The sequence below is a fragment of the uncultured Novosphingobium sp. genome (assembly GCF_964277725.1).
GTDB classification, from domain to species: Bacteria; Pseudomonadota; Alphaproteobacteria; order Sphingomonadales; family Sphingomonadaceae; genus Novosphingobium; species Novosphingobium fluoreni.
The window spans coordinates 1-14727 of record NZ_CAXYKL010000088.1 but is presented as its reverse complement, the minus strand read 5'-3'; the positions used below and the strand labels follow the sequence as shown (position 1 = coordinate 14727).

11 protein-coding genes and 1 tRNA gene are annotated in these 14727 nt (G+C 62.4%); 6 read left to right on the top strand and 6 right to left on the bottom strand.

Annotation, left to right across the window (positions count from 1 at the left end):
* A partial coding sequence (locus ACHWRX_RS05130) for a DEAD/DEAH box helicase (protein WP_394658341.1) occupies positions 1 to 1438 on the bottom strand: 1438 nt, incomplete at its 3' end.
* Positions 1439 to 1591: 153 nt separating this feature from the next.
* Positions 1592 to 2155, bottom strand: coding sequence for a hypothetical protein (locus tag ACHWRX_RS05125; protein WP_394658340.1), 564 nt, complete (start codon positions 2153 to 2155; stop codon positions 1592 to 1594).
* 151 nt (positions 2156 to 2306) lie between these two features.
* On the opposite strand from ACHWRX_RS05125, the gene ACHWRX_RS05120 reads away from it, so the two are divergent.
* Positions 2307 to 3728 carry an FAD-binding oxidoreductase gene (locus ACHWRX_RS05120; RefSeq protein ID WP_394658339.1) on the top strand — a complete coding sequence of 474 codons (1422 nt, stop codon included), beginning with the start codon at positions 2307 to 2309 and terminating at the stop codon, positions 3726 to 3728.
* 87 nt (positions 3729 to 3815) lie between these two features.
* A complete protein-coding gene (locus tag ACHWRX_RS05115) occupies positions 3816 to 4586 on the top strand; it encodes a SapC family protein (RefSeq protein ID WP_058735432.1) in 771 nt (256 codons plus the stop codon).
* Positions 4587 to 4805: 219 nt separating this feature from the next.
* Here the strand turns inward: ACHWRX_RS05115 and ACHWRX_RS05110 are convergent, their stop codons facing one another.
* Positions 4806 to 5759, bottom strand: coding sequence for an N-formylglutamate amidohydrolase (locus tag ACHWRX_RS05110; protein WP_394658338.1), 954 nt, complete (start codon positions 5757 to 5759; stop codon positions 4806 to 4808).
* Positions 5760 to 5919: 160 nt separating this feature from the next.
* On the opposite strand from ACHWRX_RS05110, the gene cpdR reads away from it, so the two are divergent.
* From cpdR to ACHWRX_RS05090, 4 genes are all read left to right on the top strand, one after another.
* A complete protein-coding gene (gene cpdR / locus ACHWRX_RS05105; protein WP_058735434.1) occupies positions 5920 to 6294 on the top strand; it encodes a cell cycle two-component system response regulator CpdR in 375 nt (124 codons plus the stop codon).
* A 99-nt stretch (positions 6295 to 6393) separates the two neighbouring features.
* A tRNA-Val gene (locus ACHWRX_RS05100) sits at positions 6394 to 6468 on the top strand.
* Positions 6469 to 6633: 165 nt separating this feature from the next.
* Complete coding sequence (locus ACHWRX_RS05095; protein ID WP_058735435.1) at positions 6634 to 7857, top strand: NADP-dependent isocitrate dehydrogenase; 1224 nt, start codon at positions 6634 to 6636, stop codon at positions 7855 to 7857.
* 124 nt (positions 7858 to 7981) lie between these two features.
* Positions 7982 to 9754: a cation:proton antiporter gene (locus ACHWRX_RS05090; protein ID WP_394658342.1), complete on the top strand. Its 1773-nt coding sequence runs from the start codon at positions 7982 to 7984 to the stop codon at positions 9752 to 9754.
* 215 nt (positions 9755 to 9969) lie between these two features.
* On the opposite strand, the gene alaS is transcribed toward ACHWRX_RS05090, so the two are convergent.
* From alaS to ACHWRX_RS05075, 3 genes are all read right to left on the bottom strand, one after another.
* Positions 9970 to 12636: an alanine--tRNA ligase gene (gene alaS, locus ACHWRX_RS05085; protein ID WP_394658337.1), complete on the bottom strand. Its 2667-nt coding sequence runs from the start codon at positions 12634 to 12636 to the stop codon at positions 9970 to 9972.
* A 238-nt stretch (positions 12637 to 12874) separates the two neighbouring features.
* On the bottom strand, positions 12875 to 13948 hold the full coding sequence (gene recA, locus ACHWRX_RS05080) for a recombinase RecA (RefSeq protein ID WP_058735438.1): 1074 nt from the start codon (positions 13946 to 13948) through the stop codon (positions 12875 to 12877).
* Between the two features lie 101 nt (positions 13949 to 14049).
* A partial coding sequence (locus ACHWRX_RS05075; protein ID WP_394658336.1) for a transglycosylase domain-containing protein occupies positions 14050 to 14727 on the bottom strand: 678 nt, incomplete at its 5' end.

Sequence of the window (14727 nt, the reverse complement as noted above, 5' to 3'; positions counted from 1 at the left end):
AGGAAAGCGCTGACACGTTAAGGAAGCTCGGCACCGGGCCATTCCATCCGTCGTCACCGCCCTGCTGCTCTTCGGCATGGGCCTTACGGTTATGCCGAGGCTTGTCCGCCACCGCATCGCGGCGCGGCGAGCGGCTTTCTGCTTCTTGGCGGGGACGCTCCTCGCTCGGACGATCTTCCCGCGCCGGTCGTTCTGCGCGTGTGGGCCGTTCATCCTTCAAGGGCCGTTCTTCCCGTGCCGACTGCCCGTCACGACGGCTATTGCGCGCACGCTTCTCGCGCTTGGGCGGTTCGGCTTCGGCGTCGTCCGCAGTCGCGACGGAACCGGCCGCGTCATAGACCGGAATAGTGCCGCCGGTCAGTTTCTCGACGTTCGCGATCGCTTCGGCATCTTCCGGCGCGACGAACGTGAAGGCGCGTCCCAGCGCTCCGGCGCGGCCAGTACGGCCGATACGGTGGACATAATCGTCGGGATGCCACGGCGTGTCGAAGTTGAAGACGTGGCTCACGCCCTTCACGTCCAGACCGCGCGCGGCGACATCGGACGCAACGAGGATGTTGATCTTGCCGTCCTTGAACCGCTGCAATTCCGCGATGCGGGAGGCCTGATCCATGTCGCCATGGATTTCACCGCTCGAAAATCCGTGCCCGTTCAGGCTCTTGTTGATCTCCCGAACGGTGGTCTTGCGATTGCAGAAGATGATACCGGTCTTGACGTCCTCGCTCTGCAGCAAATGGCGCAAAACGTCGCGCTTCTTGCGCGCGGGCACCGCGACCTTGAACTGCGCGATGTTGACGTTGGCGCTCGCCGGGCGAGCAACCTCGATATACTTGGGATTGGTCAGGAACCGGTCCGCCAGCTTCTTGATCGGCGGCGGCATCGTGGCCGAAAACAGCAGGGTCTGGCGGCTGGTGGGCAGCTTGGTGCAGATATTCTCGATATCGGGGATGAAGCCCATGTCGAGCATGCGGTCCGCTTCGTCGATCACCAGCAGCGAGCAACCGGTCAGCAGGATCTTGCCACGCTCAAACAAGTCCATCAGGCGGCCTGGCGTGGCGATGAGCACGTCGACGCCTTCGGACAGCGCCTTCACCTGATCACCCATCTGCACGCCGCCGATCAGCAGCGCCATCTTCAGGTCGTGGTTCTTGCCGTATTTCTCAAAATTCTCCGCGACCTGGGCGGCCAACTCACGCGTGGGCTCAAGGATCAGAGAGCGCGGCATCAAGGCGCGGCGTCGACCATTCGCCAGAATGTCGATCATCGGCAAGACGAAGCTGGCGGTCTTGCCCGTGCCGGTCTGGGCGATGGCGATCAGATCGCGCATCATATGGACCTGCGGGATCGCCTGTTCCTGGATCGGAGTCGGCGTGGTGTAGCCCGAATCCACGACTGCTTTGAGCAATTCGTCTGACAAGCCGAGATCGGCGAAATTCATAGGCTTTGGCAATGTCCGGATAAATCGGGTTAAGTCGAAAAGCGAGACCGGCAGTAACCGATCCAGCGTTCTACTGACGCACGCTTGCCGCGCTCTAGAGGCAACTGGCCGCGAAAGTCAAGGTTTTGCTTGCCACGCCGAGCCGCGGTGGCCTCAGCGTTCCTGCGCGACCAACTGGCGCAGCCGCGTCAACTTGCAGCTGGAGCCGCTGCGCGACAGCAGCGTATCGCGATCGACGCACAGCATCCCGTCCTGACTGCGCGAAATGTAGAACCCGGAATAGAACGCGCGTGAGTGGCAGGTGCGCTCAAGCTCGGCGTTGACGATACGCCGATCGCGCAGGAACAGGATAAGGTTCGACGGTCCGTTCGGCTCTACCCCCACGATGCTGTTGCCGGGGAGACATTTGCCGATCTTCCGCTCCGAAAAGCGCGGGCCGATCGGGCGCGGCGGCGATGGCACGACAACATCCCCTCCGCGCGGGGCGACCCTGATCGTCATGCGCTGTTCGATATGCACTTGCGCGGCGGTTTGCGGGCCATAGCTGCGGATAACACCCAGCGGCCAGTCGGGCGCATCCTGGGTCGCGGTTTCTTCCGGATAGAGACCGGCCGCCTCGTCGGGAACCGATGGCTCGACAGCGGACTCATCGTCACCCCCGCTCACCGCCGAGATAATCAGAAGCAACGGCGCAAACAAGGCACTGGCAAGATTCATCGGTGTGGTTTGTCCCCTAACGCTTTGAAAGCAGCAGTTTGGCCCTAGCGCAAGCGCTTGAATGGCCGCTTAACCCCCGCATTGGGCCGGGACGACCTGCGCCGGAGGGTGGGTAGGCGCGCCTGCGGCTTTTGTGCCATATCAGACGGCCATGACCGACAACGCCCTATTCCTCGCCGCCGCCGATGAAATTCTTGGCTCCCGCGGTTTGACCCGCGATCCCGACCTGATCGAGCCTTGGCTCACCGACTGGCGCGGGCGATTTCACGGGCAGGCGATGGCGATGGCATCTCCCGCCTCGACCAAGGAATTGGCTGCTCTGGTCAGATTGTGCGTGGCGCACCACGTGCCGATCGTGCCGCAAGGCGGCAACAGCGGTATGGCCGGCGGGGCAACGCCTGACGAGACGGGAACCGCCCTGCTCCTCTCGCTGCGTCGCCTCAATACGATCGGCCCGGTCGATGTAGAGGGGCAAAAGGTTACCTGTGGCGCAGGCGTCATCCTCCAGAGTTTGCACGAAGCGGCCGAGGCGGCAGGAATGCGTTTTGCGCTGACGCTGGGCGGCAAGGGTTCGGCCACGGTCGGCGGGCTGATCGCCACCAACGCGGGCGGGACGCAAGTCCTGCGGCATGGGTCGATGCGCGCGCTTGTGCTGGGCCTGGAAGTGGTGACCCCGGACGGGCAGGTCTTCTCGGCCCTGACGCCGCTGAAGAAGGACAATCGCGGGTTCGACCTGAAGCAGGTGTTCATCGGCTCGGAAGGAACGCTGGGCATCGTCACGGCGGCCACTCTAAAGGTTGTGCCGTCGATCGCACGGCGGGTGGTGATCTGGGCCGGGGTGGCCGATGTGAAGACCGCGCGCGCGCTGCTGCTTCATTGCGAGGCGATGGCGACAGACGGATTGGAGGGCTTCGAAATCCTGCCCCAAGCTTCTTTAGAGGCGGTCATCGATCACATCCCCGCCACGCGCGCTCCTCTGGAAAGCGGACACCCGTGGCATGTTCTGATCGAGGTTGTCAGTGATCGATCCGGCGCGGATGGCTTGCAGGAGCGGTGCGAGGCGATGCTGGAGGCCGCCTTTGAAAAAGACCTGCTAGACGATGCGGTGATCGCGGCGAATGAAACCCAGGCCGAGGCGTTCTGGCAAATCCGCGATTCGATCTCTGCGGCGGAGCGCGCCCGCGGCCCGGCGGTGCAGCACGATGTGTCGGTGCCGGTGGAGGCGATGCCCGCTTTCATCGACGAAGCCGTTCCCCGCTTGCAGCAAGCATGGCCAGGCACCGAGGCGATCGCCTTTGGGCATCTGGGTGACGGGAACGTCCATTTTCACGTTATCGCCCCGCAAGGGACGCATGGCCCCACGTGGCATTCCGGCGACGGGAAAGCGATCAGCCGGGACGTTCACGATCTCGTCACCCAGTGGGGCGGCTCGATCTCCGCCGAGCATGGTATCGGCCAGCTGAAGCGTGATGAATTGGCTCGCCTGGGCGATCCGGTGCAGCTCGAACTGATGCGCCGGATAAAGCACGCGCTGGACCCGAATGGCCTGCTCAATCCCGGCAAGCTGATCTGATCCGCGGGCGGGGGCACGGCTTGCGCACGACCGGTCCAAGCCCTATGGCCGCGCGCTACAAGAACGCGCCACATGCGGAGAAAAGCGATGGCCAGCGCGCCGGATAACGTATCCCTTCCCCTCTTCTACAACGACCTGGTGCTGCTGAGCTCGCAAGAGCATAGCAACTGGAAGAGCCGCGCGACCGACAAGGCCACCTGGCTGGCCAACGTCAACACCGTGCCGCTGACCGTGGAGGAGTTCCCGCTGGCGCAGCGCAACTTCCCGATCGTGTTCACCGCGGGCGAGAATCCCTTTCCGATCGCGCTTATGGGCTTGAACGAGGGCGTAAACGTTTTCGTAGAGGATGACGGCAACGTGCCGCAGCCTGTCTACATTCCGGCTTACGTCCGCCGCTACCCCTTCCTCCTCGCCCGCGTTCAGCCCGATTCGGAAGAGATGTCGCTCTGCGTCGATCCCACCAGCGACCTCGTGGGCGAACTGGACGAGGGACAGCCGCTGTTCGATGGCAACGAGCCGAGCGAAAGCTGCCGCGCGACCCTGCAATTCTGCGAGCAGTTCGAGATTGCCGGCCAGAAGACCGCCAGCTTCATGGCGGAACTGGAAAAGCACAACCTGCTGATGGACGGCGAATTGAACATCGACGTCGGCAACGGCCAGCCCTTCAACTACCGTGGCTTCCGCATGGTGGATGAGAACAAGCTGCGCGAGCTGCGCGGCGACATCCTCCGCAACTGGAACCAGAGCGGCTTGCTCGCCCTGATCTACGCGCACCTGTTCTCGCTCGACCTCGTGCGCGACATTTTCGGTCGCCAGGTGGAACAGGGAAAGGGCCCGGCGGTACCGCAGCCGGTCTGATCCCACCACTGCCGCGGGTGGTGGCGTGGCCATCCGCGTTGCGGTGAACGGTTCGTCGACAACGCGCTTGCAACGGAACGGTTGTCCCATTATGTTGCAATTGCTTCGCCAACGCTGCCCTCATGGCTTGGCGAAGTTGGTGCACTTTGTGCACCTCCTCCCTGAACCTTGGCCACCTCGTGCATTTGCACGGGGTGGTTTTTTATGGGCGATTCAAAACTATTCGGCGGCCAACGGCCACACGCCTGAACTGCCGGCTTCGGCCAATTCGGCGACGGCCTGGGAAAGTGTTCGCACCAAGCCGCATAGCACATCGACCACGTCGGTGAAGCCGTCTCCGGTCTCGACCAACTCGGCGTCCAGATAGGTCGCCCGGTCGATCTCGATTTGCATCGCGTGCAGACCGGCGGAAGGTTTCGCGTGCCGCTCCAGCACATAGCCGCCCGCATAGGGGCGATTGTGGGCGGCGCCCCGTCCAGTCCGGGCAAAATGCGCGAACGCTGACGCCACGAGTGCCCCCGCGCTACTCGCGCCGAATCGGTCTCCCACGACGAAATGCGCGCCGGGATGCCCGCCCCGCGCCGGAAGCGATGGCATCGAGTGCAGGTCCAGCAGCAAGGCCGCACCCCACCGCTCGGCATGAGCGCGTATCATCTCGCCGAGGCAGGTGTGATACGGCTCGTGAATTTGGGTGACCCGCTCCGTCAGGTCTTTCCCATCCAGCGGCCGTCGCCACAATTCTCCCAGCCCCGGCAACCGTCGCGGGATGAGGCCGAGACCCGTGCGAGCGCGCCGGCCAGCTCCGGGCGTCACCGTCTCGGACCGGTCCGTTCTGGTGAACATCTCCCAGTCCACATCGTCTGGCGCGCGGTTGAGGTCGATCATCGCCCGTGGTGCCTGCGCGATTAAGAGCGCGGCTCCTGTCTGCTGCGCCACGGCACGAGCCAGGCGATCGACGTAGCGATCTTCCAGCTTGAGGCACGACGATTCGGCGTTGCGCATGTCGTCAAGCAGGCGGCGGGGATAGCCTCGTCCCGCATGTGGCACGGCCAGCATCACCGGCAGGCAGGAAGCACTGGCGGACCAGACCCGGTAGGCAGCGGTGCCTGGCAGGCCAGGAATTCGCCCCCCGGTGCAAATAGCGGACTCGATGGGTGATTTTTGCCTATGCATCACGTTTTTGCTGTCTTGTTCAAAGGCCCGTGTCACAAGGCCGATGGGGATGGCGGAAGAGATAACACGTGATTTCGCGGACAGGAATTTTAACTCCTCACCCTTAATGTAGCTGCTCAAGGCGTCGGTAAGCGACGCGCGATTTTCGGAATATCCAAGAATGATCCGCATCCTGCTGGCCGAAGACGATCAAGCCATGCGAACCTACCTTTCCCGCGCTCTCCAGAATGCGGGATATGACGTGGTGGCAGTTGATCGTGGAACCGACGCCCTGCCCCTGCTTCAACAAGAGGCGTTCGACCTCCTTTTGTCCGACATCGTGATGCCGGAAATGGATGGGATCGAATTGGCGCAACGCTGCAACGAGGTTTCCCCGCACACCAAGGTGATGTTCATCACCGGATTCGCCGCCGTCACCTTGCGCGCCAGTCGTGAAGCGCCGCAGGCGCGGGTTCTGTCCAAGCCGTTTCACCTTCGCGATCTGGTGCTGGAAGTGCAGCGTGTTTTTGGCCTTGCTGAACATGCTCGACTTTAGTCTCGTAACAGGGCTTGCATCCCGCCCGGGGCGCAGTTAAAGGGCGCTCCTCCGACGGGCCGGATCAATCTGGCATTGGCGGAAAAACGGATGGTGTTCGGGCGTATAGCTCAGTGGTAGAGCACTATGTTGACATCGTAGGGGTCGCAAGTTCAATCCTTGCTACGCCCACCATTCGAATGGCCCGCTAGCCTTAAGGTTTAGCGGGCTTTTTCGTATCTAAGCGCATGTTGGCGCGTCCTTCATCCATCGGACTTGTGAAGGGCCCCTCACTTGCCTTGCTAAGCAACGCCCCCCTGCCTAATAAGCCGCAAAATCCTCACCCCCAGGAGTGTTTGCATGGAAAAGATCAAGGTCAAGAACCCGGTCGTCGAGATGGACGGCGACGAGATGACGCGGATTATCTGGCAGTGGATCCGTGAGCGTCTCATCCTCCCCTACCTCGACATCGACCTGAAGTACTATGACCTGTCGATCGAGAACCGTGACGCCACCGACGATCAGGTGACGGTGGATTGCGCCAACGCGACTAAGGAATTCGGCGTCGCCGTGAAGTGCGCCACCATCACGCCTGACGAAGCCCGCGTCGAGGAATTCAGCCTCAAGAAGATGTGGAAGTCGCCCAACGGCACCATCCGCAACATCCTGGGCGGCGTCGTTTTCCGCGAACCGATCGTGATATCGAATGTGCCCCGCCTGGTACCGGGCTGGACCGACCCGATCGTCGTCGGCCGTCATGCTTTTGGTGACCAGTACCGCGCCACCGACACGTTGATCCCGGGCCCCGGCAAGCTGCGCTTGGTCTTCGACGGCGCGGACGGCAAGAGCATCGACCTCGACGTGTTTGACTTCCCCTCCTCGGGCGTCGCCATGGCGATGTACAACTTGGACGATTCGATCCGCGATTTCGCGCGCGCTTCGTTCAACTACGGCCTGAACCTGGGTTGGCCGGTCTATCTGTCGACCAAGAACACGATCCTCAAGGCCTATGACGGTCGCTTCAAGGATTTGTTCCAGGAAGTCTTCGACAATGAAGGCTTCGCCGAGCAGTTCAAGGCCAAGGGCATCGTCTATGAGCATCGCCTGATCGACGACATGGTCGCCTCGGCGCTCAAGTGGTCTGGCAAGTTCGTCTGGGCCTGCAAGAACTACGATGGCGATGTGCAGTCGGACACCGTGGCGCAGGGTTTCGGCTCACTGGGTCTGATGACCTCGGTCCTCCTCTCGCCCGATGGCAAGACGGTCGAGGCCGAAGCGGCGCACGGCACCGTGACCCGCCACTATCGCCAGCATCAGCAGGGCAAGGCCACATCGACCAACCCGATCGCCTCGATCTTCGCTTGGACCCAAGGTCTCAGCTATCGCGGCAAGTTCGACGACACGCCGCAGGTGGTGAAGTTCGCCGAGACGATTGAACGCATCTGCATCGAGACTGTCGAGCAGGGCAAGATGACCAAGGATCTTGCGCTTCTGATCGGCCCCGATCAGCCATGGATGACCACCGAGCAATTCTTCGAAGAGATCGTGCAGAATCTCGATGCGGAGATGGCCACCTGGGCCTGACACTCCTGATCTGAGTGCTGAAAACGGCTGTGCCTGCATCAGGGCGCAGCCGTTTTTGCGTTTAGAGTACAAAAGATCGCCGCCAGTCGTGACAAACGCGGCGCGTGTGCCCTATCGCACACGCATGGCTGCACCGCATGAACTGACATCTCCCTTCATTTCCGACGCCCTCGTCATCCTCGGCGCTGCGGGCGCAGTCATCCCGATCTTCGCACGCTTCCGCATCACGCCTGTCATCGGCTTCATCCTGATCGGCCTGCTGGTTGGACCTTCGGGACTGGGCCGCCTGGTGCCGCAGTTTCCGCTGCTCTATCACATCACGATCTCCGACCCCGAGGGCCTCGACATTTTCGCCGAGTTCGGGATCATCCTGCTGCTGTTCTCGATCGGCCTCGAACTTTCGTTTGGCCGATTATGGCAGATGCGCAGGCAGGTCTTCGGCCTCGGCTCCCTGGAACTGCTGGGGATAGGTGCAGCGATCACCGCCGTCCTGGCCTCGATCGGACATGACATCGGTGGCGCGCTGGCTCTTGGCCTGGCGCTGGCACTTTCCTCCACCGCGCTTGTCCTGAAAATTACCAATACGACAACGCCGGTTGGCCGCGCGGCCCTCGCCATGCTTTTGTTCGAAGACATCGCGCTAGTGCCGATCATCTTTCTGCTCGGCGCCATGGGGCCGAGCGCCGCGGGCGGTTTCAGCGCGATAGTCTCGACCGTCGCGGTGGGCTTCGCGGTGATCGCGGTGCTGCTGGTGTCGGGGCGGTTCCTGCTGCCGCCGCTGTTCGCGCAAGCGGCTCGCACCAAGAGCCCGGAACTGTTCCTGGCCGCCTCGCTGCTCGTGGTGATCCTGGCCTCGCTATCGACCGCGGCGGCGGGCCTCTCGCCTATCGTCGGTGCCCTGATCGCCGGGCTGCTGATCGCCGAGACCGAGTATCACGGCGAGGTCGAACATATCACCGAGCCGTTCAAGGGCCTCGCGCTGGGCGTGTTCCTCATCACTGTGGGCATGAGCATCGACTTCGCCGTGGTCGCGCAAAATATCGGCACGATCCTGCTGGCCACGTTCGGCGTGATCGCCCTGAAGGCCCTGGTCACCGGGCTGCTGCTGCGCATCACCGGCGCGCGGCGGGGCACCGCGATGGAGACGGGCATCCTCATGTCCAGCCCCTCCGAAACCACCCTGATCGTGCTGACCGCCGCCACTACCGCGCAACTCATCAGTCCGGGCACTTCGCAGTTCTGGCAGATCGTAACCGCTCTGGGCCTCACGATCACCCCCTTGCTGGCGCTGCTGGGTCGCACCATGGCGCGACGGATCGACCGCTACGAGCCGCAAAGCGCCCTCCCCGACGAACATGCGCCGCGCGCGATCATCGTGGGCTTCGGGCGAGTCGGGCAACTGGTGGCGGATATGCTTACCAGGCACGGCAAGGCGTACATCGCCGTGGACAGCGACGCCGATCTGGTGAGTGACGGCAAGCATCAGGGGTACGCCGTCACCTTCGGCGATGCGGCGCGCGGAAACGCACTCGAGCGCCTTGGTGCCGACAAGGCCACGGCGGTGATCCTGACGATGGACGAGCCGGTTTCTGCACAGCGCCTCGTCCGCCGCCTCCGGGGCGCCTACCCCGACCTGCCTATCATCGCCCGCGCCCGAGACACGACTCATGCCGCCGTGCTCTACCGTGCCGGGGCGAGCCAGGCAGTGCCGGAAACGCTCGAAAGCTCACTGCAACTGTCTGAAGCCGTGCTGGTCGATCTGGGCGTACCGATGGGCCCGGTCATCGCCTCGATCCACGAAAAGCGGGATGCCTTGCGCACGCAATTGATGGAAGAAGGCGGCCTGACAGAGAAACCGGCCCTGCGCAGTTCCACCATGCGGGACCGCACCGCCTGATCTAGGCCCGTGTGGTGTAATGCGCACGAAGCGGGAGGGTGGACACCGCGACCGATCCGCTCGCTGCCCATCAACGATCCCGTGCCCGCCCCTGATGAAGCCAGCCATATCAGAGGGCTCCTGCCCCCGGGGACAGCGATATCATAGGGCATGAGAACGCCGAAGCACAGGCGCGCGCAACATACGCTGACACGCGCCAAGCCACGGTCGCAAGACTAGCCGGCGATTACCGACTTTACAGCTGCCAGCGCCTCGGCCCCCTTGGAGCCATCCGGACCGCCGCCTTGCGCCATGTCCGGGCGGCCGCCGCCACCTTTACCGCCCAGCGCTTCCACACCAGCGCGAACGAGCGCGACAGCACTGACCCGGTCGACAAGATCGTCCGTAACCGCTGCGGCGATGCTGGCCTTGCCGTCGTTCACCGCCACGATCGTCGCCACGCCAGAACCGAGCCGTTGCTTTGCTTGATCCAGCAAGCCCCGCAATTCCTTCGGGTCCAGACCCTCAAGCACTTGGCCGAAGAACTTGATGCCGCCTATATCTTCATCCGCAGGAGCATCCACTGCCGCGCCAGTGCCGCCCAAAGCGATCGCGCGCTTGGCGTCGGCCAGTTCGCGCTCCAGCTTCTTGCGCTCCTCAAGCAGGGCCGCGACCCTTGCTTCGACATCCTCAGGAGAGGTGCGAAGCAGGCCGGCAGCGCCCTTCAAGGCTTCCTCGCGCTGCACCAGCCAGCGTCGCGCACCTTCGCCGGTCAGTGCCTCGATCCGGCGCACACCCGATGACACGGCGGACTCCGACACGATGCGGAACACGCCGATGTCGCCCGTCGCCCGCACATGGGTGCCGCCACATAGCTCGACCGAGTAGTTGCGGCTGCCGTTTGTCCGGCCCATCGCCAGCACGCGCACCTCGTCACCATATTTCTCGCCGAACAGCGCCATGGCGCCTGCGGCCACGGCATCATCGGGGCTCATCAGCCGAGTGGTCACCGGATCGTTGTGACGGATCTCCGCGTTGACGTCCGCCTCGAGCACCGCGATGTCTTCGGGCGTCAATGCCTTCGGGTGCGAGAAATCGAAGCGCAGTCGCTCTTGCGCTACCAGCGATCCCTTCTGCGTCACATGGTCACCCAGGCGATTGCGCAAGGCTGCATGCAGCAAGTGGGTGGCCGAGTGGTTGGCGCGAACCGCGTCACGCCGATCAATGTCGACTGTCAGCAACACCGTATCGCCGACCTTGATGCTGCCTGCATCCACATGACCCCGCATCGCGTGGAGGCGGCCGAGCGGTTTGGCGGTATCGTTGACAGTGATCGCCAGTTCGCCGCTGCCGCTTCCTGGCGCATCGACGATGGTTCCGGCATCGCCGACCTGGCCACCGCTTTCACCGTAGAACGGGGTTTGATTGGTGAGAATGATGACGTCCTCGCCGGCTTGGGCGGACGTAACTTCCTGCCCGTCGCGCACCAGCGCGACTACGCGGCCCTCGCCACTGTCGGCGGTATAGCCGGTGAACTCGGTCGCGCCCTCGCGCTCGGCGATATCGAACCAGACTTCGCTATCTGCCGCTTGGCCTGAACCCTTCCAGGCAGCGCGTGCGGCGGCCTTCTGTTGAGCCATCGCCGTGTCGAACCCAGCGCGATCGACGCTGATCCCGCGAGAGCGCAGCGCATCTTCGGTAAGGTCGTACGGGAAGCCGAAGGTATCGTAGAGGCGGAAGGCGGTTTCACCGGGGAGTTCACCGCCCTCGGTCATGCCGTTCGTCGCCTCGTCCAGCAGGCGCAGACCGTTCGAAAGCGTGCGGCGGAACTGGATTTCCTCGCGCTCCAACGTCTCCTCGATCATCGGCTGGGCGCGACTGAGTTCAGGGAATGCCTGGCCCATTTCAGCGACCAACGCGGGCACCAGACGATGCATCAACGGGTCTTTCGCACCCAGCAGGTGCGCATGGCGCATCGCCCGGCGCATGATGCGGCGCAAGACGTAACCGCGGCCCTCGTTTGACGGCAACACCCCGTCCGCCAGGAGGAAGCCGGTGGAACGCAAGTGATCGGCGATAACGCGGTGGCTGGCGCGATGGCCGCCCTCGGCCGATACACTGGTGAGGCTTTCCGACGCCGCAATCAGGGCCTTGAAAGTGTCGGTGTCGTAATTGTCGTGAACGCCCTGCAGCACCGCGGCGATCCGTTCCAGCCCCATGCCGGTATCGATCGAGGGGCGCGGAAGATCGCCGATGATCTCACCGCCCGCCTGCTCGAACTGCATGAACACGAGGTTCCAGATTTCGATGAAGCGGTCACCATCCTCATCAGGCGATCCCGGAGGCCCACCGGGGATATGCTCGCCGTGATCGTAAAAAATCTCGGAGCACGGCCCGCAAGGACCGTCATCCCCCATCGCCCAGAAATTGTCCTTCGTGGCGATGCGGATGATGCGATGTTCGGGAAGCCCCGCGATCTTCTTCCACAGTTCGAACGCTTCGTCGTCCGTGTGATAGACGGTGGCCAGCAGTTTCTCGGCCGGAAGGCCCCACACCTTTGTCAGCAATGTCCAGGCGTGGATGATCGCTTGTTCCTTGAAATAGTCCCCAAAAGAGAAATTGCCGAGCATCTCGAAGAAGGTGTGATGCCGCGCGGTGTAACCCACATTGTCTAGATCGTTATGCTTGCCGCCTGCCCGCACACACTTCTGCGACGACGTGGCGCGCGGTGTCTCACGGCTTTCAAGGCCGGTGAAGACGTTCTTGAACGGCACCATACCGGCGTTGACGAACATCAACGTCGGATCGTTGTAGGGTACCAGAGGGGCCGAGGGTGAAACTTCGTGACCGTGCGAGCCGAAGTATTCAAGGAAAGACCGGCGGATTTCGTTCGTGGAGCGCATAGGGTGAGCCGATAAACCGGGGGTTCACTTGCGGCAAGCAGGAAGGCGCGATCAGCGTGATCGGACCTTGTTCAAGAATGGGCCTTATCCCCGGTTCCACGCCGCCTTACGACTTCGCATCGCAGACGGACGCTGGGTGACGGACGTCATTTTTGCCAAACCGCCAAAAGAACTGAGGCCAGAGCTGATTTCTGGCCTCAGAACTCAAGTCTTCCTAAAGCCATTCAGACAAGTACCATCAGCTATCGTCTTCTTCCGACGGGCCAGCCATCATCTCTTCCGCCAAGCCAGCCGTGCGATCGCGGATGGCTTTTTCAAGGCGTTCGCACACTTCGGGATTGTTCTTGAGGTAGGTCTTGGAATTTTCACGACCCTGCCCGATCCGGATCGAATCGTAGCTGAACCAGGCGCCTGACTTTTCTACCAAGCCGGCCTTAACGCCCAGATCCAGAATCTCACCGATCTTCGAGACACCTTCGCCGTACATGATATCGAATTCGACCTGCTTGAACGGCGGCGCGACCTTGTTCTTCACAACCTTCACGCGCGTGGCGTTGCCGATGACTTCATCACGGTCCTTGATCGCACCGGTGCGGCGGATATCGAGGCGGACCGAAGCGTAGAACTTCAAAGCATTGCCGCCCGTGGTCGTCTCAGGATTACCATACATGACGCCGATCTTCATGCGCAGCTGGTTGATGAAGATCACCATGCAACGCGAGCGACTGATCGAGCCGGTCAGCTTTCGCAGCGACTGGCTCATCAGGCGCGCTTGAAGGCCGACGTGGCTATCGCCCATCTCGCCCTCGATTTCGGCGCGAGGGACCAGCGCCGCGACCGAATCGACCACCAGAACGTCGATCGCGTTGGAGCGGACCAGAGTATCGACAATCTCAAGCGCCTGCTCGCCGGTATCAGGCTGCGACACGATCAATTCATCGATATTGACGCCCAGCTTCTTGGCATAGACCGGATCAAGCGCGTGCTCGGCATCGACGAATGCCGCAGTGCCGCCGATCTTCTGCGCTTCGGCGATGCAGTGCAGCGCCAACGTGGTCTTGCCCGAACTTTCCGGGCCGTAAATCTCGATCACACGGCCACGCGGCAAGCCACCCACGCCAAGGGCGATATCCAGACCCAGGGATCCGGTGGAAATCGCTTCCACCTGCATCGTCTCCTTGGAGCCGAGCTTCATCGCGCTGCCCTTGCCAAACGCGCGATCGATCTGCGCAAGCGCGGCTTCTAGGGCCTTCTGGCGGTCCATTGCGTCCTTTTCCTTGCCTTCCTGGATCAGCTTGAGCTGAGCAGCCATGTCGTTCCCTCTTCGCTACCTGCCTGACCGGAAAGGTCAATGTCACGAAACTGGATGTATGCTATTTGTTCTCATCGAACAAGAGGAGAACAAATGTTTTTCTACGGCTGTTCTTCGGCGCAGGGCGCAAGCTTCACATCGCCTTTGCGTTCGCGCACGCAAGTGCCCGCCAACAGGCGCGTGATGCGGGTTACACGCTCGTCCAGCGCTGGATCCGGGCGGTCTAAATGGAAAGAATCAGGGTCGGACGCGACGGCCACGAGGCGTAAAAATTCCGTGTCCGACAGCTTTGCGGGGGAGCGGTGATACATAAGATGGCTGGTGAGAAAGAAGCCTTTCAGCCATCCTTCCGGCACGCTGCCCATTTCCACAGTTTCGAGCCACAAGGCTAAGATTTGCCGCTTGGACAGCCTCTCTTCGAGACCCCGAGCGTATCCCGCGAGCCGAATCCGACCGACGCCGCCGGTGTAACCGTCGAACGCCATGCGCGACGCAAGAGCGCGGCTGATCGACGTTACGGAGCCACCCGGCGTATCAACATCGGGGCCAAAATTGGCAGCAAACGCCGGGTCTTCGACAGCCAACAGCATGGCTTCGCGCCCCGGCCCCAAATCTTCGCCGGAGCGCCCCTGATAGATCAGGCGGTTGGCCAGACGCCCTAGGAAAGGTGCATCCTCCACCGCATCCGAGTGGCCAAGGCCGTAGTACGAAACCAATCCTGCCAGGACGCCGAAGATCGTCAGCAGAGTGACGAAGATTGCGTTACGCAAGGCGGGCCG